The sequence below is a fragment of the Nocardia seriolae NBRC 15557 genome (assembly GCF_007990715.1).
GTDB lineage: Bacteria > Actinomycetota > Actinomycetes > Mycobacteriales > Mycobacteriaceae > Nocardia > Nocardia seriolae.
Genome location: NZ_BJWY01000067.1, coordinates 13,976 through 39,958 on the forward strand (window position 1 = coordinate 13,976; position 25,983 = coordinate 39,958).

Annotated in this window: 21 protein-coding genes and 1 pseudogene; 11 read left to right on the plus strand and 11 right to left on the minus strand. The window is 69.2% G+C overall.

The window, feature by feature from the left end; all coding sequences use genetic code 11:
- Positions 1 to 68 precede the first annotated feature (68 nt).
- Complete coding sequence (locus NS2_RS20395) at positions 69 to 1,070, plus strand: 4-hydroxy-3-methylbut-2-enyl diphosphate reductase (RefSeq protein WP_033088970.1); 1,002 nt, start codon at positions 69 to 71, stop codon at positions 1,068 to 1,070.
- 146 nt (positions 1,071 to 1,216) lie between these two features.
- Here NS2_RS20395 and NS2_RS20400 read toward each other — a convergent pair whose 3' ends face one another.
- Together NS2_RS20400 and NS2_RS20405 are read right to left on the minus strand one after the other, a co-directional pair.
- Entirely contained in the window at positions 1,217 to 2,353 is a 1,137-nt protein-coding gene (locus NS2_RS20400) for a DUF6542 domain-containing protein (protein ID WP_143161451.1), read from the minus strand.
- Positions 2,354 to 2,470: 117 nt separating this feature from the next.
- Positions 2,471 to 3,607 (minus strand): DNA recombination protein RmuC, encoded by a 1,137-nt coding sequence (locus tag NS2_RS20405; RefSeq protein WP_033088971.1) that lies wholly within the window; start codon positions 3,605 to 3,607, stop codon positions 2,471 to 2,473.
- 323 nt (positions 3,608 to 3,930) lie between these two features.
- On the opposite strand from NS2_RS20405, the pseudogene NS2_RS20410 reads away from it, so the two are divergent.
- A pseudogene (locus NS2_RS20410) lies at positions 3,931 to 5,064 on the plus strand (exonuclease SbcCD subunit D); the annotation flags it as partial.
- Positions 5,065 to 5,488: 424 nt separating this feature from the next.
- Positions 5,489 to 8,893 carry an AAA family ATPase gene (locus tag NS2_RS20415; RefSeq protein ID WP_033088972.1) on the plus strand — a complete coding sequence of 1,135 codons (3,405 nt, stop codon included), beginning with the start codon at positions 5,489 to 5,491 and terminating at the stop codon, positions 8,891 to 8,893.
- Between the two features lie 38 nt (positions 8,894 to 8,931).
- Here NS2_RS20415 and NS2_RS20420 read toward each other — a convergent pair whose 3' ends face one another.
- From NS2_RS20420 to NS2_RS20440, 5 genes are all read right to left on the minus strand, one after another.
- Entirely contained in the window at positions 8,932 to 9,204 is a 273-nt protein-coding gene (locus tag NS2_RS20420; protein WP_033088973.1) for a DUF2277 domain-containing protein, read from the minus strand.
- Between the two features lie 101 nt (positions 9,205 to 9,305).
- Entirely contained in the window at positions 9,306 to 9,824 is a 519-nt protein-coding gene (locus tag NS2_RS20425) for a methylated-DNA--[protein]-cysteine S-methyltransferase (RefSeq protein ID WP_033088974.1), read from the minus strand.
- A complete protein-coding gene (locus NS2_RS20430; protein WP_373867321.1) occupies positions 9,821 to 11,383 on the minus strand; it encodes an Ada metal-binding domain-containing protein in 1,563 nt (520 codons plus the stop codon). Before NS2_RS20430 ends, NS2_RS20425 begins: the two co-directional genes overlap by 4 nt.
- Positions 11,384 to 11,464: 81 nt before the next feature.
- On the minus strand, positions 11,465 to 11,704 hold the full coding sequence (locus tag NS2_RS20435; RefSeq protein WP_045438052.1) for a YbdD/YjiX family protein: 240 nt from the start codon (positions 11,702 to 11,704) through the stop codon (positions 11,465 to 11,467).
- A gap of 4 nt (positions 11,705 to 11,708) precedes the next feature.
- Positions 11,709 to 14,039: a carbon starvation CstA family protein gene (locus tag NS2_RS20440; RefSeq protein ID WP_096490713.1), complete on the minus strand. Its 2,331-nt coding sequence runs from the start codon at positions 14,037 to 14,039 to the stop codon at positions 11,709 to 11,711.
- A 372-nt stretch (positions 14,040 to 14,411) separates the two neighbouring features.
- On the opposite strand from NS2_RS20440, the gene NS2_RS20445 reads away from it, so the two are divergent.
- From NS2_RS20445 to NS2_RS20455, 3 genes are read left to right on the plus strand one after another with little or no spacing between them, the layout of a single operon-like run.
- A complete protein-coding gene (locus NS2_RS20445; RefSeq protein ID WP_071344747.1) occupies positions 14,412 to 15,665 on the plus strand; it encodes an ABC transporter substrate-binding protein in 1,254 nt (417 codons plus the stop codon).
- The gene (locus NS2_RS20450; RefSeq protein WP_033088976.1) at positions 15,662 to 16,555 is read left to right on the plus strand and encodes a carbohydrate ABC transporter permease; all 894 of its coding nucleotides are present in this window, start codon (positions 15,662 to 15,664) and stop codon (positions 16,553 to 16,555) included. The genes NS2_RS20445 and NS2_RS20450 overlap by 4 nt, the downstream gene beginning before the upstream one ends.
- On the plus strand, positions 16,552 to 17,376 hold the full coding sequence (locus NS2_RS20455) for a carbohydrate ABC transporter permease (RefSeq protein WP_033088977.1): 825 nt from the start codon (positions 16,552 to 16,554) through the stop codon (positions 17,374 to 17,376). The genes NS2_RS20450 and NS2_RS20455 overlap by 4 nt, the downstream gene beginning before the upstream one ends.
- Here the strand turns inward: NS2_RS20455 and NS2_RS20460 are convergent.
- Positions 17,362 to 18,291, minus strand: coding sequence for an AraC family transcriptional regulator (locus NS2_RS20460; protein WP_033088978.1), 930 nt, complete (start codon positions 18,289 to 18,291; stop codon positions 17,362 to 17,364). The genes NS2_RS20455 and NS2_RS20460 overlap by 15 nt on opposite strands.
- A 119-nt stretch (positions 18,292 to 18,410) precedes the next feature.
- On the opposite strand from NS2_RS20460, the gene NS2_RS20465 reads away from it, so the two are divergent.
- Positions 18,411 to 19,136 carry an SDR family NAD(P)-dependent oxidoreductase gene (locus NS2_RS20465; protein WP_033088979.1) on the plus strand — a complete coding sequence of 242 codons (726 nt, stop codon included), beginning with the start codon at positions 18,411 to 18,413 and terminating at the stop codon, positions 19,134 to 19,136.
- 3 nt (positions 19,137 to 19,139) lie between these two features.
- Complete coding sequence (locus tag NS2_RS20470) at positions 19,140 to 19,559, plus strand: nuclear transport factor 2 family protein (RefSeq protein ID WP_052086654.1); 420 nt, start codon at positions 19,140 to 19,142, stop codon at positions 19,557 to 19,559.
- A gap of 38 nt (positions 19,560 to 19,597) precedes the next feature.
- Here the strand turns inward: NS2_RS20470 and NS2_RS20475 are convergent, their stop codons facing one another.
- Positions 19,598 to 20,983 carry a wax ester/triacylglycerol synthase domain-containing protein gene (locus tag NS2_RS20475; protein ID WP_186817607.1) on the minus strand — a complete coding sequence of 462 codons (1,386 nt, stop codon included), beginning with the start codon at positions 20,981 to 20,983 and terminating at the stop codon, positions 19,598 to 19,600.
- A gap of 273 nt (positions 20,984 to 21,256) precedes the next feature.
- Here NS2_RS20475 and NS2_RS20480 point away from each other — a divergent pair, with 273 nt between their 5' ends.
- Positions 21,257 to 22,297, plus strand: a complete 1,041-nt coding sequence (locus NS2_RS20480; protein ID WP_052086656.1) for a S1 family peptidase — start codon at positions 21,257 to 21,259, stop codon at positions 22,295 to 22,297.
- A 15-nt stretch (positions 22,298 to 22,312) separates the two neighbouring features.
- Here NS2_RS20480 and NS2_RS20485 read toward each other — a convergent pair whose 3' ends face one another.
- Complete coding sequence (locus tag NS2_RS20485; protein ID WP_143161449.1) at positions 22,313 to 22,849, minus strand: hypothetical protein; 537 nt, start codon at positions 22,847 to 22,849, stop codon at positions 22,313 to 22,315.
- Between the two features lie 282 nt (positions 22,850 to 23,131).
- Positions 23,132 to 24,091, minus strand: a complete 960-nt coding sequence (locus NS2_RS20490) for a helix-turn-helix transcriptional regulator (RefSeq protein ID WP_033088981.1) — start codon at positions 24,089 to 24,091, stop codon at positions 23,132 to 23,134.
- 101 nt (positions 24,092 to 24,192) lie between these two features.
- On the opposite strand from NS2_RS20490, the gene NS2_RS20495 reads away from it, so the two are divergent.
- Complete coding sequence (locus NS2_RS20495) at positions 24,193 to 24,822, plus strand: TIGR03086 family metal-binding protein (protein WP_033088982.1); 630 nt, start codon at positions 24,193 to 24,195, stop codon at positions 24,820 to 24,822.
- Between the two features lie 55 nt (positions 24,823 to 24,877).
- Positions 24,878 to 25,957, plus strand: a complete 1,080-nt coding sequence (gene ychF, locus NS2_RS20500; RefSeq protein ID WP_033088983.1) for a redox-regulated ATPase YchF — start codon at positions 24,878 to 24,880, stop codon at positions 25,955 to 25,957.
- Positions 25,958 to 25,983: the final 26 nt, after the last annotated feature.

Here is a 25,983-nt window from a genome sequence, read left to right on the forward strand (position 1 = left end):
GCGAATGCGGAGGTTACGCCTAACCTCCGCGCGAATGCGCGCCGGGGCGCACACGTATTCTGTGAGGCATGTCCTCGGCAATCCCTTTGAACGTCGGAATCGTCCGGTCGGCGGCGGGTGATGCCGACGCTCCCAAGCGAGTACTCCTCGCGGAACCGCGCGGCTACTGCGCCGGTGTGGACCGGGCGGTCGAAACGGTGGAGAAGGCGCTCGAAAAGCACGGCGCCCCCATCTATGTCCGCAAGGAAATCGTGCACAACCGGCACGTGGTGGAAACGCTGCGCGAGCGCGGTGTGATTTTCGTCGACGAGACCGACGAGGTGCCCGAGGGCGCGCTCGTGGTGTTCTCCGCGCACGGCGTCTCCCCGGCCGTGCACGAATCCGCCGCCGAGCGCAACCTGCACACCATCGACGCCACCTGCCCGCTGGTCACCAAGGTGCACCAGGAGGCCAAGCGCTTCGCGCGCGACGACTTCGACATTCTGCTCATCGGTCACGAGGGCCACGAAGAGGTCGAGGGCACCGCGGGTGAGGCTCCCGAGCACGTACAGCTGGTGGACGGCCCGGACGCGGTCGATCAGGTCACCGTGCGCGACGAGAACAAGGTGATCTGGCTCTCCCAGACCACGCTGTCGGTGGACGAGACCATGGAGACGGTCAATCGGCTGCGCCAGCGCTTCCCCAAGCTGCAGGATCCGCCCAGCGACGACATCTGCTACGCCACCTCCAACCGGCAGACCGCGGTGAAGGCCATGGCGCCCGAATGCGATCTGGTGATCGTGGTCGGCTCGCGCAATTCGTCGAACTCGGTGCGGCTGGTCGAGGTCGCGCTGACCGCCGGGGCCGGGGCCGCGCACCTGGTCGATTTCGCGCGCGAGGTCGATACCGCGTGGCTGGAAGGGGTGCGCACGGTCGGTGTCACCTCGGGCGCTTCGGTTCCGGAGATTCTCGTGGAGGGTGTGTTGGAACTGTTGGCCGAGCACGGTTTCGGTGCGGTGGTGCCGGTGACCACCGCCAATGAGACGCTGGTTTTCTCGCTGCCGCGCGAACTTCGCGCCGCGCGGGCCTGATCCATTCCGAAACGTATTCGCGCCCGCCACATTCGTTGTGGAGGGCGCGAATTGCTATCCGGGGGATCCTATTCGGTGCCGGATTTCGTATTTGCCGGAAATCTACGGCGCGTGTCGCTCGCGTGTCGCCGAACCGGATTTCCGGTTCAACGCTCGATGCGGCCCGAATCGCGTTCGCGATAGCGCACATTCGGCCGGGGATGCGGCGGCAGGTCGCCCGGCTGGGGGCGTCGGCGGCGACCGCCCTCGGCGGGAGCCTGGTCGGGGTCGGGGGCGGCGTGGCGTTCGGTGCCGCGCCCGGCGGCTTGCTCCGGGCTCTGTGCGCGCCGGCGGCGGCCCTCGGCGGGCGCGGCTTCGGGAGCGGCGCGGCGGTCGTTGGGGACCGCGCGGCGCTCACCGGTGCGGGGGCGATCGGCCGGGACGGCGCGGCGCTCACCGGTGCGCGGTGTCTCGCCGTACTGGGCGCGGCGGCGACCGTCGTCGGCGGCGCCGGTCTGCTCGGGGCGGCGGCGACGGCCCTCGGACGCGGGCGGGGTGCGGTCGGCGGCGGCCTGATCCGGATCCTGGGCACGGCGGCGACGGCCCTCGCGGGGCTCGCGGTCGGCGCCCACCCGGGGCGGGCCGGCGGCGACCCGGCCGGTGGCGCGGCGGGACGGGCGGGCGGAATCGGTGCCGGGCCGGTCGGTGTCGGCCTCGGCGCCGGGACGGAAGCGGCGTCTGGCCGGGTCCTTGGAATCGGCGGAGCGGGTGCGCTGGGCGCGGGCGCCGCCCGGGCGCGTGCCGCGGGCTCGGGCCGGGCGTGATTCGCCGCTCGCGTCGGACTTGGCCTCGCGGCGGTGCAGCGCGATCCGGATCCCGCCGATGATCAACACCAGCACGGTGGCCAGGGCCATGGTGGGGAATCGATTCACCAGTGGGATGGCCAGATTCAGCAGGAGTTCCCTGAGTTTGAGACTGCCGGAGGAACCCAATAGGAGTTGCGAGTACAGCGGCACCGTGACGAACAACAGCAGCGGCGGCAGCACCAGCGCGGTGAACAGTCCCCGGTAGCGAATCGCGAGCACCGCCAGCACACAGCCCACGGTGTAGAACGCCGCGAAGGTGCCGGTCATTTCGTCACCCTGCGGACGGGTGCCCGCGGTGCGGCCGTCGACCAAGAACCCGATGAACGTGCACGTCACGGCGATCAGTACCGCGGCTCCGGCGGGGACGCCGGGAACCGACGGCAGGATCGAACGGTGCGACGGGGGCACCTCGGTTCGCTCGCGTTGGGTAACTGCCACGTCAAGCACACTAAGGCATGTCCGTGTTTCGCGAGGCAGGCGACATCACGCGGGTATCGGTAATCGCATGAACTCGGCGATAGCTATGGCCCTACCGGGCTGGGACCAAGTGATTGCTCAGGCATCACCTCCGTCGGAGAAGCCGACGGCCCGCGGCCACGATTCGACCGAGCGGATCTCCGGCACCGGCGCGTCCGCGATGTCCAGGTCGTGCAGTTTTCGAGCGGTCACCATCACCCTCGATTCCACCGAGGAGACCGTGTGGTTGAAGGCGTCGACCGCCTTGCCGAGTTGGGAGCCGAGCCGATCGAGGTGGCGGCCGGTGGTGCCGAGGCGGGTGTAGAGCTCGCGACCCAGCTGCTGGACCACCGCCATATCCTCCGACATTGCCTCCTGTCGCCAACCCAGCGCGACCGTGCGCAGCAGGGCGATCAGGGTGGTCGGCGTCGCCAGGACCACATTGCGCCCGAAGGCGTACTCGAGCAATCCGGAGTCGGTGGTCAGCGCCGCGTCCAGGAAGGGATCGCCGGGTACGAACAGCACCACGAACTCGGGGGAGGGGTCGAAGGCCGCCCAATACTCCTTGGCGGCCAGTTGATCCACGTGATTGCGCAGGTGCCGGGCGTGGCGTGTGAGATGACCGTCGCGCTCGCGGGGCTCCTCGGTGGCGGCGGCGTCCAGGTAGGCGGTGCACGGCACCTTGGCGTCCACCACGATCTGGCGGCCGCCGGAGAGCCGCACCACCAGGTCCGGGCGCACCACGGTGTCGCCGCGCCGGGTCACCTGGGTGTCGAAATCACAGTGCCGGGCCATCCCGGCCAGCTCCACCACGCGCTCGAGTTGGATCTCGCCCCAGCGCCCGCGCACCTGGGGCGCGCGCAGCGCGGCCACCAATTGACCGGTCTGGGTGGACAACTGGTGCGACATCCGCTGCATGCCCGCGACCTGTTCGCGCAGGCCGGAATACGCGTTGATGCGGTTGTGCTCCACCTCCTGGATGTGTCGGTTCAGATTTCCCACCGCTTCGCGCAAGGGCTCGACCAGCCCGCCGATGGCGTGCGACTGCCGCCGTGCCGCGTCCTCGCTGGCCGCGCCCAGTGACTGCCGCAACAGCCGCTCGTTGTCCCGCATGGCCGCCAGCCGCGCCTCCGCCACCGCCGCCCGCTGCCCCGCCCGCGCGGCATGCCCCAGCCAGCCCAGGGCACAGCCCGAAACGAACACCAAAAGCAGCGCGAACAGCATCGGTGCGGTCATGGCACGAGATAGTGCCCCATGCCACCGACAATTCCGCCTCCCCGGGACTTCAGCGGCGGGTCGGGAGCAATTCCGCCTCCCCGGAACCTCAGCGGCGGATCGGGAGCCGCTTCCCGTTTCGCATCCGTGCCGTCGGTTGGGTGCCGAACCGACTCTGGACGTACCCGGTGAGTTACCCCGACCGTTACGAAACCAGTTGTCGCGCTGGCATACGCACCGACATACCGTCGCGTGGCGTGCGCACCGACATACATCGGCGTGTTTCGGCCGACTCGCCAGGGTGCGGCCCGACCTGTCGGGGCAATCGCCTAGCGTCTTTCGGCATGCGGATCCTGCACACCTCCGACTGGCATATCGGGCGCACCTTTCATGGCGTCGATCTGCTGCTCGATCAGGAGTGTTCGCTGCGGGCCATTGCCGAATTGGTTGCGGCCGAGCGGGTGGACGTGGTGGTGCTGCCGGGGGATGTGTACGACCGTTCCATTCCCAGTGCGGATGCGATTGCGGTGTGCAATCGTGGATTCGAGGCAATTCGGGCGGCGGGCGCGGCCATTGTCGCCACCTCCGGCAATCACGACTCGCCGACACGGCTCGGGGCGCTCGGGAGTTTCGCGGCGGCGGGCGGATTGCATTTGCGCTGCCGCATCGCGGACGTGGCGCGACCGGTGCTGCTCGCCGACGAGTTCGGCGAAATCGCGTTCTACGGCATTCCATACCTGGAGCCGGAGATCACCCGGGTGGAATTGGGCGTGCCGCAGGCGCGTTCGCACGCCGAGATCCTGGACGCGGCCATGGGGCGGGTGCGCGCCGATCTGGCGGAGCGGTCGGGCACCCGCTCGGTGGTGCTCGCGCACGCGTTCGTGGTGGGCGGCGAAGCGACGGGGTCGGAGCGCTCCATTTCCGTGGGCGGCGTGGAGACCGTGCCGCTGTCCGCCTTCGACGGCATCGACTATGTGGCGCTCGGTCACCTGCACTCGCCGCAGACCCTGTCCGAATCGGTCCGGTATTCCGGTTCGCCGCTGCCGTATTCGTTCGGCGAACGTTCGCACCGCAAGGCGGCCTGGATCGTTGACCTGGATGGCTCCGGTCTGTCCCAGGTGCACCGCCACGAGCTGCCGGTGGTCCGCGGTCTGTCCCAGCTCGTCGGCCCGCTGGACGACCTGCTCGAATCCCCGGACCACGCCGCGGCCGAAGCCGACTACGTGTCCGCCACCCTCACCGACGAGGCGCGCCCGGTGGATGCGCTGCGTCGTCTGCGCGAGCGCTTCCCGCACGCCGTCCACGTGGAATGGCAACGCCCCGACGGCAACCCGGAACTCCGCTACCGCGAGCGCGTCCACGGCCGCCGCGACACCGAGATCGCCCAGAGCTTCCTCGCCGACGTCCGCGGCGTCCCGACCCCCGGCGAAATGACCTGGCTGGAACGCGCCCTCGCCGCGGCGACCCACGAAAAGGACGGCCCGCTACGGGTTTCCGCGCAGGACGACCTGGCCGTGCAGCACAACCCGGCCGTGCAGGACGGCGGTACTGCGGGGCGGAACACGTCAGCGGATGCCGATTCCGGAGTGGACCTACCCGTGGCCGAGCGGGAAACGGTCGCGGATGCCGCCGAAGCGGCGCGGGTGGTCAGTGCGGCCGGGTTCGACGGGTCGGTGCGCGGGCTCGACTCCGCGGAGGCGGATGCCGCGCTCGGGCTGTTCGATGTGGCCGAGTTCGGGCTGGAAGCGGGCGAATCGGATGACTCGGTCGGCGGGATGACCGCGTGAGCTTCGGGGCGCGCGGCGTCGGTCTCGGGGCGCGGGGTGTTGCGGCGTGTCTCGATGGTCGGGGCCGGTGCCGGGTTGTTGGATGGGTTGTGGCGTTGAGGGAAGGGGGCGCCGGATGCGGTTGCATCGGTTGGAGCTGACGGCGTTCGGGCCGTTCGCTGAGACGGCCGTGGTGGACTTCGACGAGCTCGGGGCGGATGGGCTGTTCCTGCTGCACGGGCAGACCGGGGCCGGGAAGACGACGGTGCTCGACGCCATCGCGTTCGCGCTGTACGGGAAGGTGCCCGGCGCGCGCGAGGAGGGCAAGCGGCTGCATTCCGATCATGCCGACGAGCAGACGCCGCCGCGGGTGCTGCTGGAGGCCACCGTCGGTGGCCGGCGGTTGCGGCTGATCCGCTCGCCGGAGTTCCAGCGGCCCAGCAAGCGCGCCAAGTCCGGCTGGGTGAAGGAGAACGCGGCCGCCACCCTGGAGTGGCTGGACGGGCGAGGCCAGAACCTGTCCCGCATCCCCGATATCGGCGACGAGGTGCTGCGCCTACTCGGCATGAGCGCCGATCAGTTCTTCCAGGTGGTGCTGCTGCCCCAGGGCGACTTCGCGCGATTCCTGCGCTCCGACAACGAGGATCGCGAAAAACTCCTCGAAAAGCTCTTCGACACCGAACGTTTCGGCACCGCCGAACAGTGGCTGACCGACAAGCGCCGCGCCGCCACCGCCGACCTCGACACCCGCAAGCACGGCATCGACCGTCTCATCGCCCAGGTCGGCGTCGCCGCGGGCCTGCCCGCCACCGAAACCGCCGGCCTGCTCGAATCGGTCGGCTGGTCGCAGTCCCTGCTGGCCGCGGCCCGCACCCGCGCCACCGACACCACCGCCGAACTCGACCGCCGCCAAAAGGATTCGACCCGAATCCGCGCCGCCGCCGAAGCCGAGCGCCTCCGCCACGACCTGCACCGCCGTCGCACCGCCGCGCGCACCCAACTCGCCGACCACGCCGCCACCGCCGACCACCGCGCCGCCCGCCAAACCGAACTCGACCGCGCCCGCCGCGCCGAGCCGGTGGCCACCGCCCTCGCCGAGGCCCGCGCCGCCGCCGTCACCCTGCGCCGCCGCACCGACGACGTCACCCGGGCCGCCGAGCGACTCGCCGACCACCTCCTCGAACCCGCCACCGCCGAACTCCCCGGAACCGTCTGGGCGGCAAAGGAACTGGCCGAAGTCGAACTGGTCGGCACCGACCTCGCCGCGGACCTCGACGATATTCCGGCCGTCGACGCCCGGCCCGACCGTGCCTCGACCGCGGTCCACCCGGGCGGATTCGACCGGTCGGCCCCCGCCGATCGCGGTACCGCGGCCGAGTCGAACCACGGCGCGGAGCTCGAAGACTCCGCAGGGCCGGACCATCCGGCCGGTCCGGTCGGCGCGACAGGGGTGGGCGGTGCCGCGTCGTCCGCGCTGGGCGCTGCGGAGGGCGGAATGCGTGCTGCGGAAGGCAGTTCGTGGCGCGGCGGGGAAGCGGTCGACGGTGCGGAGGTCGTACCGGGCCCGGCCCTCGATCGGGCCGGGGGGCTCGAATCCGCGGTGCGCAGCTGGAGCGCGCAGGTGGGGGCGCTGGATGAGGTGCGGGCCGATGCGGAGTCGGCCAATCGGCTGACGCGGGAGCTGGCCGGGTTGCGGGCCGAGCAGGCCGATCTGGACGCGAAGGCGGGCGGGTTGGCCAAACGGTTGGGGGAGTTGCCGGAAGTCATTGCGGGGGTGGAGGTTCGGTTGCGCGGGGCCGCGGATGCGGCGGCGGCATTGCCGGGACTCGAGGCGGAGTGCCAGCGGCTGCGGACGTCCGCGGCCGCCGCGGTGGAGCTGGAATCGCGGCGCGGTGAGCTGGCGCGGGCCGGGGACGGGTTCGAGCGGGCGCGCGCGGCGCACGCGGAGGCGTGGCGGCGGACGCAGACGCTGCGGGAACAGCGGATGGCCGGGATGGCAGCGGAATTGGCGGGCGGACTGGTCGACGGCGAGCCCTGCGCGGTGTGCGGGTCGCTCGCGCATCCGGATCCGGCGCAACCGACCGATCATGCGGTCGCCAAGGAGGACGAGGACCGGGCGCTGGCCGCCGAACGCAAGGCCGAGGGGCAGCGGGAGCGGGCCGGGCAGCTGCTGGCCGAGCTGGAACGGGCCGTCGAGGTGCTGGTCGAGCGCGGTGGTGATGTCGACAAGGCGGAATTGGCTGTCGCACTGGACGATTCGACCCGCAAGTACAACGAGGCCAAGCGGTCGGCCGGGCTGGTCGACGGGCTCACCGCCGAATTGCGAACTCTCCGAGCGGATCAGACCCGCCTGCAGGACGAGGCGCGGGAGTCCGAGAGCCGGGGCAGCGCGACCCTGGAGCGGATCGTCGCCACGGATCGGCGGCTGGCCGAACTCACCGAACGGTTGCGGGTCGCGGCCGGTGCGGACGGCACCGTCGAGCGCCGGCGGGCGCGGCTGGCGGCGCTGGTCGAGGAGGCGGGCGTGGTGCGCACCGCCCGGGTCGAGGCGGCCGCGGCTCGCGAGCAGGTCGCGGGGGCCGCGGTGCGGGTCGAAAAGCTTTCGTACGAAGCGGGTCTGGTGGATTCCGCGCCGCCGGTGATGGGGGAGTCGGGACCCGATTACGGCGTGCTCGGTGAATACGCTCGCGCGGTCGATACCGCCTCGCGTACGGCGGCCCAGCAGTCGGCCATCGAGGACGAGCTGGTTTCCGCCGATCGGATGCGCGCCCACGCCGAGGCGGTGCTGGCGGAGCCGGAGATCCGGGCGGCAGGTGAAGCCGAACCGGGTGACCCGGGCGATTTGGAAAATGCTGTGGCACAGTCCGATTCGGAGTTGAACCGGGCCGTCGCCGCCCAGGCCGAGGCAACCCGGCGGGTGGAGGATCTCGAGAGTCTGTGCTCCCAGTTGTGGGCGGCCGTCGACCGGATCGCTCCGCTGCAGCGCGCCCACGATGAACTCGCCCGTCTCGCGGAGGTGGTCGCGGGCCGCGGTGAGAACAATCGCCGCATGTCCCTGCGCTCGTATGTGCTGGCCGCCCGCCTGGAAGAAGTGGCACTGGCCGGTTCGGTGCGACTGCGCCGCATGTCCGGCGGCCGTTACGAATTCGTGCACACCGATGCCGCGGGCCCACGCGGCCGCCGCGGTGGCCTGGGCCTGGACATCCGTGACGACTACACCGGCGCGATCCGCCCCGCCAAGACCCTCTCCGGCGGCGAGACTTTCATGGCCTCCCTGGCCCTGGCCCTCGGCCTGGCCGACGTGGTCGCGGCCGAATCCGGCGGCCTGGTGATGGACACCCTGTTCATCGACGAGGGCTTCGGCAGCCTCGACGCCGACACCCTCGACGCCGTCATGGGCGTCCTGGACGAACTCCGCTCCGGCGGCCGCGTCGTGGGCGTGGTCAGCCACGTGGACGAAATGCGCCAGCGCATACCCAGCCGCCTGCACGTCATCCGCGGCCGCACCGGTTCCCGCCTCGAAACCTCGCTCGGCGCATAGAATTTCGCGCCGCCTGACGGGCGCCGCGGCGGCCCCGGTCAGCGGGGTGTGAAGCGGAGCTGGGCACGGGCCTTGGCCTTGGCGGCCTCGACTTCGCGGTCCTTGGGCGGGGCGGTGGTGGTCAGACCTGCCAGCAGGCGGGTGGTCGCGGCGGTGATCTCCTGTACGGCGAGGTCGAAGGCTTCCTGGTTGGCGTGGGAGGGTTTGGTGGTTCCGCTGATCTTGCGGACGTATTGCAGGGCGGCCGCTTGCACCTCGTCGGGGGTGGCCGGCGGCTCGAAATTGTGCAGGGTGTGGATGTTGCGGCACATGGCTGCGAGGGTACGCCGGGGCACCGACGCCTCCCGAGCGCCGAGGCGGCCCGGAGCCGCCGGGGCGGTCGTTGGCGGCCCGGTCGGGTAGCGATTCGCGGTCAGGCGGTTTCGTGGTCGAGGAGCCAGCGTTTGATCGGCAGGCCGTAGCGGAAGCCGCCGAGGGTGCCGTCGGTGCGGAGGACCCGGTGGCAGGGGACGAACAGGGCGGCGGCATTGCGGGCGCAGGCATTGGCGGCGGCGCGGGTGGCGGCGGGGCGGCCGGAGACGGTGGCGAATTCGGTGTAGGTGATGGGAGTACCGGCCGGGACCTTGCGCAGGATCTCCCAGGCGTGGGTGAGGAAGGGGCCCGAGAGCTGGCGGACGGTGATGGCGTCGATGGCGGTGAGATCGCCCTCGTGGTAGGCGGTGATGGCGCGGGAGACCGGGCCGAGGGCGTCCCGTTCGCGCAGGTCACCGGGCCGGATGGTGGGGTGGATGAGGGCGCGCAGGGCCTGTGGGTCGGCGATCCCGCCGGAGGCCAGCACCGCGCCGTCGGCGTCGACAATGGCGGTGAAGGGGCCCGCAGGGGTGCCGGTGATGGCGAAATCCGCTGTCTTGGTGAGGTTTTCAGAGGTCATCGGATTGTCCTCCGGTTGCCGGTGGGAGTCTTGATGTTCGGCGCGATTGCTTTGGTATTGCTCTCGGCCGGGTGGGCCAGGGCGTGCTTCCACAGGTGCATGGTGAGGTAGGAGCGCCACGGGGCGAAGCGGGCGGTGTCGGTGAGCTCGAGGCCGAGCAGTCCCGCGCCGCGGCGCACCACCAGGTCGGAGTGCAGGAGTACGTCCGGGTCGGCGAGCAGGCGCATCGTGACGTAGTCCGCGGTCCAGGGTCCGACCCCGTCCAGGGCCAGCAGATCCCGGCGCAGGTCGCTCGCCGTGCGGCCGGAGTGCAGCACCAGGTCCCCGGTGGCGAGCGCCTTGGCCGCGCCGACGATGGCGTCCACCCGCCGTCCGGGCCCGGTCAGCACCTCGGAGCCGTGCTCGGCGATCGTCTCCGGGGTGGGGAACAGGTGCGGGATGGGTCCCGCGATGGCCTCGCCCAATCCCTGTACCAGCCGCGCGGTATGGGTATTGGCGGCGGCCACCGAGATCTGCTGGCCGATCATGGTGCGCAGCAACAGTTCCGGTCCGTCCAGGCACCCCGGCACCCTGATGCCGCCGGGCAGCACGACGCCGCCGGATAGGTGCATGCCGCTGCTCGTGCCCGAAATATGCGGGTGCAGTGGGCTTTCCGTCATCGCCGCCGTCATCGCCTCGTCGATGCCGACCGGGTCGGCGTCCAGGTCCAGGAAGTGGCGGATGCGGGCGACGGTGGGCGCGAGGTCGCGCATGTCCTGCAGGGACAGCGAGGCGCGGACGTGGCCGGGCTGGATGGACAGGCGAATGGTGTTGTGGCCGTGGGGGGTTCGCAGGCTGCGGGTGTAGATGCCGTTCTCCCAGAGTTCCAGGCCGGGGACGGTGTGGGCGGCCAGGAACCATTCCAGCCAGGATTGGTCGAGCGGTTCGCGGTAGGGGAGTCGCAGGGTGAGCAGGCCATTGGTGGCCGGCAGGGTGTCGCCGTTGCGGCGGCGGGATTCCTCGCGCAGGGTGGTGGGGCTGACCGCGAAGACCTCGCGCACGGTGTCGTTGAACTGGCGGATGCTGGCGAATCCGGCCGCGAACGCGATGTCGGACATGGACAGCCGGGTGGTCTGGATGAGCAGCCGCGCGGTGTGCGCGCGGTGCGCCCGCGCCAAAGCCAGTGGGCCCGCGCCGAGTTCGCTGGTCAGCACGCGGGTCAACTGCCGCTGGGAGTAGCCCAGCGCGTCGGCGAGGGCGGGCACGCCGCCGCGTTCGATGACGCCGTCGCCGATCAATCGCATGGCCCGCGACGCCAGGTCGGCGCGGGTGTTCCAGAGCGGTGATCCGGGGGCGGCATCGGGCAGGCAGCGGCGGCAGGCGCGGAATCCGCTCTGCTGCGCGGCCGCGGCCGTGGGCAGGAAGGTGACGTTGGTTCGTTTGGGGGTGATCGCCGGACAAGAAGGGCGGCAATAAATTCCGGTGGTGCGCACCGCGGTCACGAAATGCCCGTCGAACCGGGCATCCCGGGTCGCCACGGCGCGGTAGCAACGCTCGAAATCCAATCCGTTCGCACTCACGGATACCACCATGTCAGTCCCCACTCGACCGTGCTAGCGGAAATCCGCCATCACCGTAGTCCGAAAACCGCCGACGGGGGATCAGCAGCAGCGATTCCCGGGATTCTTGGCCGCGGCGTCGTGCCGATCGCGCCAGTAGTCCCGCTCGGTCGGTATCTCGCATCCGGGGTGGTGGAGCCGCAGATGCTGCACATAACGCCGGTAGTCATTGCCGCCGAGGATCGAGTTGAACCACCAGGCAATGGCTTTCAAGGTCCGGACGAGGGCGAGCCCCGCCGACCGCAGGGGGTCTGCGGTCGGCGGGGCAACGGGGGTATTCATCGGGTCAGTGACTCAGGGCCGCGCCGGGCGCGCGAACCTTGCCCTCGGCCACCAGGGTGTCCCATTCCTTCTGGACCTCCTTCTCCGCCTTGGTGGCGATGAACCCGCTGGGACCGAAGAGCTTCGACGGCTCCTCCGGCGATTCGGTGGTCTCGCCGCCGCCCTTGCGCAGGGTCCGGATGACCACCCACAGGCCGACCAGCGCCACGATGAGCACCATCACCGCGAACACGATCGACAGGGTGCCCTGGATGAAGGTATTGCGAATGATCTTGTCCATATTGCTGATCTGCGTGTTCAGCGCCGCCAGGTCCTTGACGCCCTTCGGCAGCGGCAGCTGGCCGTTCGAGTCGCGGATGGCGATGTAGGTGTTCTGCTTGTCGATGGTGTTGTAGTGCAGCGTCCAGTAGCCGATCTTCGGGTCGCCCGAGAAGATCTTCTGGAACGAGGCGGTCATGGTCACCGTCAGGTCCCAGACCAGCGGCAGCGCCGGAATCCAGGCCCATTTGACCAGGCCCTTCTTGACCACGATGACCAGCACCACGGTCAGCGCGATGGCCGCCAGCAGCTGGTTGGAGATGCCGAACAGCGGGTACAGCGTGTTGATGCCGCCCAGCGGGTCGGTGACACCCATCAACAGCACCGAACCCCAGGCCGCCACGACCACGCCGGAGCAGATGAAAACGCCCGGCCACCAGGACGGATCACGGAACTTCTTGGCCACGCCGCCCAGGTTGCCCAGCGAGTCCGAGAGCATGAACCGCGCGACTCGGGTGCCCGCGTCGATGGTGGTGAGGATGAACAGCGCCTCGAACATGATGGCGAAGTGGTACCAGAACGCCTTGAGGCTGTTGCCGCCGATGAACTTGTGCATGATCTCGGTCATGCCGATGGCCAGCGTCGGCGCGCCACCGGCGCGGGAGTAGACCTTCGACTCACCGACGTCGTGCGCGATGCCGTTGAGGTAGTCGGCAGTGGCCGGATCGCCGCTCAGCCCCAGCTTGTTCACGCTGTCCGCCGCGGCCTGCGCGGAGGTCAGGTTGGGGGAGTTGATGGCGAAGTACAGGTGCTGATCCAGGATCGAGGCCGCGATGATCGCCATGACCGCCACGAACGACTCCATGAGCATGCCGCCGTAGCCGATCATGCGCGCCTGCGACTGCTTCTCCAGCAGCTTGGGCGTGGTGCCCGAGGACACCAGCGAATGGAATCCGGACAGCGCGCCGCACGCGATGGTGATGAACAGGAACGGGAACAGGCGGCCCGCGAAGGACGGGCCGTTGGAGTTGCTCGCGAACTGCGAGACCGCGGGGGCCTTCAGCACCGGCATGGTGACCAGCACGCCCAGCGCCAGCAGGCCGATGGTGCCGATCTTCATGAAGGTCGACAGGTAGTCGCGCGGGGCGAGCAGCAGCCACACCGGCAGCACCGAGGCGATGAAGCCGTAGCCGATCAGCAGCCAGGCGATGGTGGTGCCCGACAACGTGAACAGCTCACGGCCCCAACCGGATTGCGACACCGGGTTGCCGAGCAGGATCGCCGCCAGCAGCAGCACGAAACCGAACAGCGACACCTCGCCGACCTTGCCCGGTCGGATGAATCGCAGGTACAGGCCCATGAACAGGGCGATCGGGATGGTCATCGAAATCGAGAACACACCCCACGGGCTGCCGCCCTCGAGCGCGCCGGTGACCGGGTTCTTGGTTGCCGCAAGGGCATTCACCACGACGATGCCGAGCACCGCGAGCAGGATCATCATGATCACCAGCACCGCGATGATGGCCGCCACGCCGCCGACCACGCCGAGCTCGTCGCGCGCCATCTGGCCCAGCGAGCGCCCGCGCCGCTTCACCGAGGCCCACAGCACCAGGTAGTCCTGCACCGCACCGGCCAGCACCACGCCGACGATGATCCAGATGGTGCCGGGCAGGTAGCCCATCTGCGCGGCCAGCACCGGGCCGACCAGCGGGCCCGCGCCCGCGATGGCCGCGAAGTGGTGGCCGAACAGGACCCGCCGGTCCATCGGCATGTAGTCCTTGCCGTTCTCCATGACCTCGGCCGGAGTGGCGACGTCGTCGCGCGGCTTGGTGATCTTGTATTCGATGAGCCGGGCGTAGAACTGGAACGCGAGCACATAGGTGCAGATGGCGGCGACCACGATCCACACCGCGTTGACATTCTCGCCGCGTGCGAAGGCGAGGATCGCCCAGGCGATCGCGCCGATCACGGCGATGGCGGCGAAGATGCCCTTCTTGCGGGGCGTCATGGGCGTCCGGTCCACGACACCTACCGGAGGTAGGTCGGGGTCCGTCCGGAGGTACTCGATGGTCGCCATGCGACAACTCTCCCGTGCGGTACTGCGGTTTCTCACTGAACTGGTCTCAACGTAGCCCAACCGGTACGTGTGTGAACCGGCTTTGACCAGCCGTTCACCTCGTATCGGACCGCCGGGTACGGGTGGCCCGGGGGACGCTGTGCCGGGCGCGGCGGGGGTGGTGCGGTCCGGCGTGGCTCCCGCGATTTCGCGTGTTGACCGCAGGTCGCAGGTTGCTCCCCGTATGATGCCATGCTGGTTCGAGATCCAGGTCACTACGGTCCTTTAGTTCGTTTAGTTCACGGAGATATATCTTTGACGAGCGAATCGGCGGTCCGGCACGGTGCGATCGATCGGCGTACCCTGCTGCGCCGCGCCGCACTCGCGGCGCTGATGGCGGTCCCGGGCTGTGCGAGCGGGGACGACGACGCGGTCACCTTCTTCTTCCAGGCGCGGCCCGAGGAGGCGCGGGCGCGGCTGCGGATCATCGACGAATTCCAGCGGCGGCGACCGGATATCCGGATCCGTACCGTCATGTCGGGGCCGGATCCGTTGCAGCAGATGCTCACCTACTGCGCGGGCGGCAAATGCCCGGACGTGTTGATGGCGTGGGAACTGCTCTACGCCGGGCTCGCGGATCGGGGCGTGCTGGTCGACCTGCGCGAATTCCTGGACCGCGAGCCGGATTACGCCGCTGCCCTGCGCGCGGACGGGTACGCCACCTTGCGCGACACCTTCGTCTGGGACGGCGGGCAGTACGCGCTGCCGGAGCAGTGGTCGGGGGTGTTCCTCTACTACAACCGGAAACTGTTCGCCGACGCCGGGATTCGGCCGCCCGCGCGCTGGTCGCAGGCATGGACATTCGCCGAATTCCTCGCGGCCGCCCAGGCCCTGACCCATCGCGACGCCGACGGCCGCACCCGCCAATGGGGTTTCGTCGACGCCTGGGTGCCGTATTTCTCGGCGGCCTGCTTCGGCATGAACAACGGCTGCGAATGGTTCAGCCCGCCGGTGCGACCCACCCGCACCAATCTCGGCGATCCGCGCTTCGCGGCCGGGCTCCAGTTCTATGCCGACCTCGCCGTGCGGCATCGCGTCGCCCCCGGCGTCGGTGACCGGCAATCGGTTTCGGCTCAGGACCTGTTCCGCAGCGGTCGGGCCGCCATGCTGATGGGCGGGCACTGGCTGTATTCCGAGTTCGCCGGGCGCGACGACCTCGATGTCGATGTGACGGTGCTGCCGGTGGGGCCGCAGGGCGGGCCCGGGTCGATCACCGATATCGGCAGCACCGGGCTGGCCATTGCCGCCGCGAGTCCGCGACGCGAACAAGCCTGGGAATTCGTGAAATTCGCGACCGGGCCGGAGGGGCAGGCCATCATCGCGGAGTCGGGGCTGTTCGTGCCGGTGCTGCGCTCGGCCATGGGTTCGCCGGGCTTCGCGGCGGCGCATCCCGGATTGCGCAATCTCGAGGTGTTCACCGAGGGGCCGGAGCATTCCCGGCCACTGGCGGTGACGCCGTTGTGGGGCAAGGTGGAAGCGCTGCTGGAACGCGGATGCAATCGGGTGCTGCGGGGCGCGGCCACGGCCGTATCGCTGGGCGGGCGGACCACCTCCGATATCGACGAATTGCTGCGGGCGGCGGTATGAGGGGATCGGCGCTCGACCGGCGGCGGGCCCGGGCCGGAAGGCTGTTCGTGGCCCCGAATCTGGCGGCCATCCTGGTGTTTCTGCTTTTCCCGCTGGGATTTTCGCTGTACCTGAGCTTCCACTCGTGGGACCTGTTCAGCCCGCCCGGATTCATCGGGATCCAGAACTACCGGCGGCTGTTCTCCGACGACCCGCTGTTCTATATCGCCCTGCGGAACACGGCGGTCTTCACGGTGCTGACGCTGGTGCCGACCGTGGCGATCAGCCTGGCGGTGGCCGCGCTCCTGAATCGAAAACTGCGTGGCATCGGGGTCTTCCGCACGCTGGCGTTCCTCCCGCTGGTGGCCTCGACCGTGGCCATGGCGGTCGTCTTCCGCTTCATCCTCGCCAGCGACGACGGCCTGGCCAATATCCTGCTCGGCTGGATCGGCCTCGGCCCGGTGCCCTGGCTGACCGACCCGCGGTGGGCCATGGTCTCGCTCAGCCTGGTGACGGTCTGGAAATCCGTACCCTTTGACACCGTCATCCTGCTGGCCGCCATGCAGGGTGTGCCCGAAAACCTGTACGCGGCAGCGAAAATCGACGGTGCCGGGGCCTTCCGTCGCTTCCGCTCGATCACCGTGCCGCTGATCCGCGGCGCGCTCTCCTTCGTCCTGGTCATCACGATCATCAACACGGTTCAGGCCTTCGACCAGGCGTACGCCCTGACCGGTAGCAACGGCGGCCCCGAAACCGGCACCTACGTGCTGGGAATCATGCTGTTCCAGAACGCCTTCCGCTTCTACGAGGTCGGCTACGCCTCCGCCCTGGCCTGGGTGATCTTCGCAATCCTGCTGGTGTTCACGGTGATTCAGCAGTGGCTGGCGCGGCGAGCGGAGTCGGAACTGTGAGAACTCGCCTGACCGCCGGGCTGCTGACGTACCTGGCGTTGATCCTGGTGGCCTGGTGCGCGCTGCTCCCGATCCTGTGGTCGGTCTCCGCCTCGCTGAAGTCCGACGGCGAACTGCTGGACGCGGCGCCGCTGCCCGCCCACCCCCGATGGTCCAACTACCGCGAGGCTTTCGACGCCATCCCGCTGGGCCGCATGCTCGCCAACACCGTCCTCTACGCCGCCTGCGTCACCGCCGGTCAGGTCTTCTTCTGCTCCCTGGCGGGTTATGCCTTCGCCCGCCTGCGCTTCCCCGGCCGCGAGGCGCTGTTCCTCGGCTATCTGGCCACCTTGATGGTCCCGCTCACGGTCACCGTCATCCCGCAGTTCCTGCTCATGCGCTGGTTCGGCTGGATGGACACCCCGTGGGCCATGATCGTCCCCGGCCTCTTCGGCAGCGCCTTCGGCACCTACCTCATGCGCCAGTTCTTCCAAACCCTCCCAATCGAATTGGAGGAAGCGGCCATCCTCGACGGTTGCACACCCTGGCAGGTCTACTGGCGAGTCCTGCTGCCGCACACCAAACCCGCGGTCATGGTGCTGGCGGTCCTCACCTGGATCACCGTCTGGAACGACTTCCTCTGGCCCCTGATCATGATCCAACGCAACGAATACGCCACCGCCACTTTGGGTCTGGTCCGCCTCCAGGGCCAATATTCCACCAACTGGCCTCTGCTGATGGCCGCCGCCACGGTAATCCTGCTTCCACTGCTCCTCATCTACGCGATCGCCCAGCGAGCCTTCATCCGCGGGATCTCCCTGTCCGGCCTAGGGGGTCGATGACCGCGCGATGGTTCGATACCGGCCGGGGGAGTGGCCGTGGATTCGGGTGAAGGCGCGGGAGAAGGCGTGTTCGCTGGTGTAGCCGACGGAGTGGGCGATGGGGGCGATCGGGTCGGTGGTGGTGCGCAGGCGGTGGGCGGCCAACTCCATGCGCCACTTGATCAGGTAATTGTTCGGGGTGTCGCCGACCAGGGTGGTGAAGCGGCGGGCGAGGGTGGCGCGGGAAACCGCTATGCGAGTGGCCAATTGCTCCACCGTCCAGGCGTGGGCGGGGTCGGCGTGCAGGGCGGAGAGGGCATCGACCATGGTGGGGTCGCGCAGGGCCGTGAGCCATGACGGCGGCGTTTCGTGCGGGTCGGCGGTGGTCAGCCAGGCCCGCAGGAGGTGGATGAGGATCAGGTCGAGCAGCCGGTTGAGTGCGGTGGAGGCGGCGGGCCTGGGCTGCTGGATCTCGTGGCCGAGCAGGCGCACCAGATCGCCCAGGGCGCCGGTCGGATCGGGCAGGGGCTGGATCGTGTCGGGGAGCAGTGCGAGCAGGGGGACACTGGCGGCCGGATCGAGATGGTAAGAGGCACAGAGGATCCGGGTTCGGAGGGGTTCGTCGCCTGCGTGCAGGATGCCGCCGTTGGCGAGTGCCGCGCGGGCGGCGGCGTGGTCGAAGGGGCGGCACGGCTGGTCCGGGCTGCTGGCCAGTCGGTGGCGGGTGCCGGTCGGCAACAGCACGACGTCGCCGGGGACGAGCTGGCGGGGCCGCTGCCCTTCCAGCATCAGCCACGCGGTTCCGGTGTTGACGGCATGAAAGGCCGCACCGGGCACATCGGCGATATCCAGACCCCAGTGCGCACCGGCGTGCACGGTGGCGGCCACCGTGCCGCGCGCACCGGTCACGGCGAGCACGTCTGCTAGCGGATCCATGCGGTTCAGCTTAATCGGTGAGAGCATCGGCCAACTATCTGAGTATTTCAGGCATCGTTTTTCTCATCGGAGAGCGGTTAGCTATTCCTATCCGATCCTCCAACGTCAAGGAGAACCCCGTGCGTATTTCCGGATCTACCGCCCTGGTCACCGGTGCGAACCGCGGTCTCGGCGCCCGGCTGGTGGCCGAGCTGCTGCGGCGCGACGCCGCGACCGTCTACGTCGCCGCCCGAAACCCCCAGACCATCGCCGAGCAGGTCCGCCGCGATCCCCGCGTGCGCGTGCTGACCCTCGATGTCACCGACCCCGCGAGTGTCGCCGCCGCGGCCGGTGCGGCGGCGGGCGTCGACCTGCTGATCAACAATGCCGGGGTGCTGGGCTTCGGTGACGTGCTGACCGGTGATCTCGCGCTGTTCGAGCGTGATCTGTCCACCAATTACCTTGGCGCGCTGCGGGTTACGCGGGCCTTCCTGCCGTCGCTGCGTGCGGCCGGGGAACGCGGCGCGGCCGTGGTCAACGTGCTCACCCTCATCGCGCTGGCTCCGGTGGCGCCGATGGCCGGGTACAGCGCGTCCAAGGCTGCCGCGCATTCCATGACCCAGGCCCTGCGGGCCGCGGTGCGTGACGACCACATCGAGGTGATCGGCGCCTACCCGGGCGGCATCGACACCGACATGCTCGCCGGCGTCGAAGCCGACAAGGCCGATCCGGCCGAGGTCGCCGCGCGCATCCTCGCGGGCGTCGAGGCTGGCCAGGAAGTCATCTGGCCCGACGACGCCTCGACCGGTGCGGGCAAGGTCTACCTCGGTGATCCCATCCAGCTCGAAACCATGCTGGCGGCCTGAACCATGCCCGCCACCCACGGCGACGGCGCTGACCGGCGGCCGGACACCCTGGTCCGACAGCTGCTGGCCGGCGCCGGCCGAGCCGATTGGCTCGCTCTGCCCGACATCCTGCACCCGAAATTCACCATCACCGAACCCGCCTGCCTGCCCTGGGGCGGAACGCATTCCGGCATCGACGCCTATATCGGGCTGCTGACGCGGATGGGAGGACTGTTCGACATCGCATTCACCCGCGTGCGAGTCATTACCGAGGGATCCGACGCGGTCTTGACCTGCCTCGTCGAGTTCACCAGGCGCACAACGGGACGGACCGTCGTCATGCCGACGGTCGAGATGTTCACCACCGCAGGCGATCTGCTGATCAGCAGCGAGGTGTACTTCGCCGATCCGACCCGCATCCTCGCGGCCATCGGCGAAACATGACTCCCCGGCGGCGAGGATGACAGCTCGATATTCGACCGCTACAGCGGAATCGACCTGGTCGACGCGGTACTGGAAGATCCTTCGCGGCAACCGGACTCGCCCCGGTGCGGGCTCGCATGCGCCAGGCGAGTGAAGGTTTCGTGCAGTGCGCGGGTGAGGGCTTCTTGTTCCGGGAGGATGTCGGGGTCGGCGATGGTGGTGACCGTGAGTGCGCCCACGTAGGACAGCACGGCAAAGGTGACCCCGACATTTCCCGGCGTCGCCACCAGTGGCAGGAGCGTGCCGATCCGGTGCCCTGCCAGGTGCACGGCCGTGGTGGGGCCGCGCAGGTTCGTTTCGAAGGTGTGCACCAACCGCTGGTGATCGATGAACGGCTGGAACAAGCCGAGGCGGTGCAGCAGCCGGAAACCCCAGCCCAACGGTGCGGCCGACGCCGCCCTGGTCGACGCGGCGCGTGCGGTGGCGCTCGCGGCGACGATCGCGGTCAGCCGAGCGGCGTCGTCGGCGATGGCCGGAATGGCCAGGGGCCGCACCCCGGTGTCATTGCCGAGATCGCTCGCGGTCGCGGTGCGGCGTCCGGAGACCGGAATCGACACCACCAGGTGCCGTGGCCGCTCCCCGCGGGCGTCCAGGATTTCGAACAGGGCGCCGCTGATGGCGGCGAGCACGACATCGTTGACGGTGCCGCCGAAGCGGTGACCGATGGCGGCGACCTCGTCCAGCGGCGCGGCGGTCGAGGTCGGACGACGGCGGCGACCGGTGGGCCGGACCAGGGAGATCGGCTCGGCCGACCGGATCGAGCGTGTGCCGGAGGTCAATTCCCGCAGGCCCGCGCGACCCCGCCGGAGCCCGGCCGGAAGTGCGCCGATCGCATGCAGTTTCGCCAGTGTCGCGTCGATCGCGAGTTGCCGGACGCCGGGCGGCGGGAGCGGGAACGGCGCGACGACCGCGCCGGTGGATTCGTCGGCCAGCGCGCCGAGCACGGCCAGTCCGCCGAGGCCGTCCGCGAGCACGTGATGCATGACGACAACGAGCGCGGCACGACCGTCGCCGGTCACCGAATATGCCTGCCACAGTGGGCGATCGCGGTCGAACGGCCGGCACAGCAGCTCGGCCGCGAGGTCGAACAGCGCGTCGCGGGTGCCCGGTTCCGGCCACCGCACCGGCGTCAGATGCCGTTCCACCGAGAACGTCGGATCGTCCACCCAGATCGGCCGCCCACAGCCGAATAGGTTGCGGCGCAACGTCTGTCGCAGCCGCGGAATCCGCGGCACCCGCTCACCCAACAGCACTCGGACTTCCTCCGAAGTCGGCCCCGACCCGTCGAATACCAGCACCGCCCCGATATTCATCGGCACCGCCCCCCGATCCGCGGCCAGCACCGTCAGATCCGCCGCACCGGCTCGATCGAGCCCGTTCCTCACACCCCCGATACTCGTGAAGCCGACGCTGGAACCTGCCATCATGCACCGATCATCACCCTCGACTCCCACCCACCCCAGAGCCGAAGGTAACCAGCCCCCAACCCACATGCCACTCGACGCGCGCCATTGTTCGCGGGATCGCTCTCACCGGGGTCGGCGATCGTTAGATTGGTTTGTATGGCCAACTACCTGCGTGGGTGGGTCGGGCGATCGGGGCTTGTCGTCGTGGCACTCGTCGCCTTGATATCGGCGGTACCGGTGCCCAGGTGGACGGTGGGGAATGCGGGATCCGGGGGTGGTCTACCGGCCGCGCTGATCGCGGCTGTCGAGCGGGATCTGCGCATGGACGTCGGGGAGTACCTGCGGCGGGTGGAGTCGGCACAGCGGTTGTCGACGATCGCCGGCGAGGTTCGGAAACGTTCTCCCGGTGCGCTGATCGGGGTTTGGCTCGACGGGCAGGGCCGGGCCGGAATGGCCGTCCGGCGGGATGGCGATGGCGCCGGGGCGATAGCTGATGTCCCCGTTGCGGATTCGCCTCCACCGCAGGTCCTCGGAGGCGACCGCTTCGTCAACGAGGCGGGATCCGCCTGCTCGTGGGCGTTCGAAGCCATTGATGCCGAAGGGAATCCGGCGATGGTGACCGCCGGGCACTGCGACCCCGCCACGGTCGCGGATCGGCCGACAGAGCCGGGTCGGACCTTCGAAGTCACGGCGGGGCCCAAGCGCGGCGCGCAGAACGGGGTGTTCGAGCAATCGGTGATGGACGGGGTGCGAGACTACGGCATCGTGCGGATCCTGGATCCCGCGCGAGATTCCTTCCACGGCAACCTGGTTCGCACCGCGACCGGCGCGATGCCGATCACCGGGGTGGGGTCGCCGGTCATCGGGGAACCGGTGTGCAAATCCGGCGCGACCACCGGATTCACCTGCGGCGTCATCCTCGCAGTCGACCAGCCCGACCCACAACGCCCACCCATCCGCTTCACCCACACCGCCCTGTCCCTCCCCGGCGACAGCGGCGGCGCGCTGGTCTCGGGAACCCTCGCGATGGGCATCGTCAGCCGCGGCGGCTACACCGGCGACCCAACCCAATTCCCCACCGACAAGCCCGATCCCACCCCATCCATCACCCTGCCCCAACCCCTCGCCGACCTCGCCAAACGACTCCTGGCCGGCGACGGCCGCCCCGCCTTCGAGCAAATCTCCCCACTCGCCGACACCATCCTCCGTGCCCACCCCCAGTTCACAATGATCGCCCAATCCGTCGCCGACATAATGGCCGAGAACCCCGGCCTGCAACTCCGCACCGGTTGAGATCCGCAGGTCCGCCTAACGGCGCGGATCCGTGGTGAGGTTCAGGTTCAGGAATCCGTTGGTGCATCGCCCTCCGGGGCCTGCGGAATCGGTATTGCCCTGTGTGGGTGGAGCGGCGGGGTCGAAGCCCGGGATGTCCTCGCGAGGGGTGATTTCCAGGCCGACACGATAGTCGCTGGTGAAGCACACACCGGTGACGATCCAGGGGCTGAGCTGGTCGCCGGAATCGTTGACGTGTTTCGCCGCTGATTCCGGACCGACCATTGCCTTGACCGGCAGCACGGTGGGCTGCCAGGCACCGGAATCGAGCGTGACCACCGCCTCGCCGTAAGTCTTGTAGAGCAGGTCCGCCTGGGTGAGGAGGCGGTCGCCGGGCACGGCCTGCGCGGTGCGGGTCACCGGAGTCGGGAAGCCGGGAGTCGCGAAGACCGTGGCCGGCGCCGCTGACGATGGGGCCGCGTGCTCGGTCGTGTCGGTGCCGGACGAGCAGGCCGCCGCGACGGCGAGCGCCGAGGCCGACAGCATCATGGCAGCGATTCGAGCCTTGGTCATTGGTGTTCTCCGAGTGGAGTGGGCCATCTCCCCTTCACCCATCGGCTGCCACGAATAGCGTTGGGCCATCCGCCAATGCAGCAGCGCGTACTCGGGCACGATCGACAGCTGCGTGCCATCAACACCGCGAATCCACCCCCAGATATCGAACTTTCGATCGTATGCCCCCTTCACCACAGCAGATCCGGTCAAGAGATAGCAATCTTTCAGCAAATCTATGTGTCGGAGGTCACGACTTGCTCTGGTCCCGGCGAACTCGCGTTGGTTCGGCGGGGACGGATGTCAGGCCGAGTTGGTTTCCGTTGCGGCCGTGTAGCGGTGGGCGAGGGCGCGGATGTGGGCTACCAGTTCGGGTGGGTCTGTGACGCGGAAGTCCATCATGAGCATGCTCAGGTAGATGGCGATGGTTTCGAGGCGGTCGGCGCCGGTCAGGAGGAGGCAGGTGGAGTCGTCGAGGGGTTCGACGACGCCGACCGTGGGGTTGATTCGGGCTATGACGGTTTCGGCGGGGGCGAGGATTGTTACTCGGGCGTGGACTTGCCAACCGGTGGAGGCGATTTCGCGGAGGACGAAGGCGACCAGGTCGGCATCGGGGAGGGGGCGGGGTGCGAAATGGCGGTCGCCCGGGTGGATTTCGGTCAGGGAGGCTACGGGAAGTGCTTGCCAGGTGTGGGGTTGGAGCGAGTAGGCGACCAGGTACCAGCGGCGTTGCCAGCTGATCAGGCGGTAGGGCTCGAGGTCGGTGGAGTCGGCTCGGACGGTGGTCGTGGCTCGGATGGCGGTGGCCAGGGTGGCGAGGGTTTCGGCGGGGACGGGGGCGTCGGGTTCTCGGGAGCCGGTGATGGCGGGGCCGATGTCGGTGACCGAGCGGAGGGCGGTGACCTTGCGTTGCAGGCGTTTCGGGAGGATGCGGTCCAATTGCGATTGGGCGCGTTCGAGATTGGCTTGGATGTCGGCGATTCCGGTGCTGCCGTCGGCGGCGATGTTCATGGCGACCGCTACGGCGACGGCCTCGTCGTCGTCCAGGAGGAGCGGGGGCATGGTCGCGCCCTGACCGAGGCGGTAGCCGCCGATCGGGCCGCGGTCGGCGTGCACCGGATAGCCGAGTTCGCGCAGGCGGGCGATGTCCTGGCGGAGGGTGCGGTCGGTGATCGCGAGGCGTTCGGCCAGGTCACGGCCGGTGTGGGTGCGGTCCTGGAGGAGGGACAGCAGGCGCAGGAGGCGGGTTGTGGTGGAGGTCACATTTCACCTCGTGGATCGGCCGGATCATTAGGAATGATATCCAGCCTAATCGGGTCATACCTTTATCTCAACGGATCGAAACGACCTGAGAGGCAAGAACAATGAGCAGCAACCCGCAGACCGAGACCACTCCCGCCGTCGCCCTCGCCCCGGTCTGGCGCGATGTGCTCGCCGCCTCGCACCGGGCGCTCATCGAGGTGGTCGCCGGTGTCGGCGACGACCAGTGGGACAACGTCACCCCGTGCTCGGAATGGACTGTGACGCAGGTGATCCAGCACGCGGCGGGCGATCAGCTGGCCTGCGCCAAGTTTCTCGGGATCGGGGATGGCCCGGCGTACAACCCGTTCGAGCCGTCGGGCAGCATCGAGGGCAAGGCGGCCGAATTGGTTTCCGCCGCAATCGAACCCACCGCCACCGCCTGGGCCACCGTCTCCGACGACACCGAGACTGTGCCCACCCCGCTGCCGCACGGCGAACTCCCCACCCCGGTCGCCGGAGTCATGTGCGCCCTCGACGCTGCCGTGCACGCCTGGGACATCGCCGTCGGCACCGGCCAGCCCTCGCCGCTCACCGATGAACTGGCCGGGCACCTGCTGACCGCCGCCACCGGGCTGATCGAGCCGCTGCGCAACTATGGCGTCTTCGCGCCGGTCGTCACCGACGTTCCCGAGACCGATACCCCGGTCGTCGCCGAGTTGCTCGCCTACCTCGGCCGCACCCCGCGGGTCTGATCCCCGGACCTGCGGTGATGGAGCGGGTCGTCGGTCCGGGTAGACTCCCTCTCTCGTGAGTCTCACCCTCGGAATCGTCGGCCTGCCCAACGTCGGAAAGTCGACGCTGTTCAACGCCTTGACGCGCAATGACGTGCTGGCCGCGAACTACCCGTTCGCCACCATCGAGCCGAATGTCGGCGTGGTGCCGCTGCCGGACCCGAGGTTGCAGCAGCTGGCCGATATCTTCGGGTCCGAGCGCCTGGTTCCGGCCGTGGTGTCGTTCGTGGATATCGCGGGCATTGTGAAGGGCGCGTCCGAGGGTGCGGGCCTGGGCAACAAGTTCCTCGCCAATATCCGTGAGGCCGACGCCATCTGCCAGGTGGTGCGCGTCTTCGCCGACGACGACGTGATCCACGTGGACGGCAAGGTCGACCCGCTGTCCGACATCGAGGTGATCGAGACCGAGCTCATCCTGGCCGACCTGCAGACCCTGGAGAAGGCCGTCGTCCGGCTGGACAAGGAAGCCAAGGTCAAGAAGGACCGCAAGCCGGTGGCCGACGCCGCCAAGCAGGCGCAGGAGATCCTCAACAGCGGCAAGACCCTCTTCGCCGCCCGCGCCCAGGTGGACACCGAGCTGCTCAAGGAACTCTCGCTGCTCACCATCAAGCCGTTCCTCTACGTCTTCAACGCCGACGAGGCGATCCTCACCGACGAGGCCAAGAAGGAAGAGCTGAAGGCCGCCGTCGCCCCCGCCGACGCCGTCTTCCTCGACGCCAAGGTCGAAGCCGAACTCCTCGAACTCGACGAGGAATCCGCCCTCGAACTGCTGGAATCCATCGGCCAGACCGAGCCGGGCCTGCACGCCCTGGCCCGCGCCGGCTTCCACACCCTGGGCCTGCAGACCTACCTCACCGCCGGCCCGAAGGAAGCCCGCGCCTGGACCATCCACCAGGGCGACACCGCCCCCAAGGCGGCCGGCGTCATCCACACCGACTTCGAACGCGGCTTCATCAAGGCCGAAATCGTCGCCTTCAAGGACCTCCTCGAGGCCGGTTCCATGGCCGCCGCCAAGTCCGCCGGCAAGGTCCGCATGGAAGGCAAAGACTACGTCATGGTCGACGGCGACGTCGTCGAATTCCGCTTCAACGTCTAAAGGGTCATCGCAGCAGGCTAGTGTCC

Coding starts and splice junctions, on each gene's coding strand:
- NS2_RS20395 (WP_033088970.1), top strand. CDS start 69: ATGTCCTCGGCAATCCCTTTGAACGTCGGAATCGTCCGGTCGGCGGCG.
- NS2_RS20405 (WP_033088971.1), bottom strand. CDS start 3,607: ATGACCGCACCGATGCTGTTCGCGCTGCTTTTGGTGTTCGTTTCGGGC.
- NS2_RS20415 (WP_033088972.1), top strand. CDS start 5,489: ATGCGGTTGCATCGGTTGGAGCTGACGGCGTTCGGGCCGTTCGCTGAG.
- NS2_RS20420 (WP_033088973.1), bottom strand. CDS start 9,204: ATGTGCCGCAACATCCACACCCTGCACAATTTCGAGCCGCCGGCCACC.
- NS2_RS20425 (WP_033088974.1), bottom strand. CDS start 9,824: ATGACCTCTGAAAACCTCACCAAGACAGCGGATTTCGCCATCACCGGC.
- NS2_RS20435 (WP_045438052.1), bottom strand. CDS start 11,704: ATGAATACCCCCGTTGCCCCGCCGACCGCAGACCCCCTGCGGTCGGCG.
- NS2_RS20440 (WP_096490713.1), bottom strand. CDS start 14,039: ATGGCGACCATCGAGTACCTCCGGACGGACCCCGACCTACCTCCGGTA.
- NS2_RS20445 (WP_071344747.1), top strand. CDS start 14,412: ATGGCGGTCCCGGGCTGTGCGAGCGGGGACGACGACGCGGTCACCTTC.
- NS2_RS20450 (WP_033088976.1), top strand. CDS start 15,662: ATGAGGGGATCGGCGCTCGACCGGCGGCGGGCCCGGGCCGGAAGGCTG.
- NS2_RS20460 (WP_033088978.1), bottom strand. CDS start 18,291: ATGGATCCGCTAGCAGACGTGCTCGCCGTGACCGGTGCGCGCGGCACG.
- NS2_RS20470 (WP_052086654.1), top strand. CDS start 19,140: ATGCCCGCCACCCACGGCGACGGCGCTGACCGGCGGCCGGACACCCTG.
- NS2_RS20485 (WP_143161449.1), bottom strand. CDS start 22,849: ATGACCAAGGCTCGAATCGCTGCCATGATGCTGTCGGCCTCGGCGCTC.
- NS2_RS20495 (WP_033088982.1), top strand. CDS start 24,193: ATGAGCAGCAACCCGCAGACCGAGACCACTCCCGCCGTCGCCCTCGCC.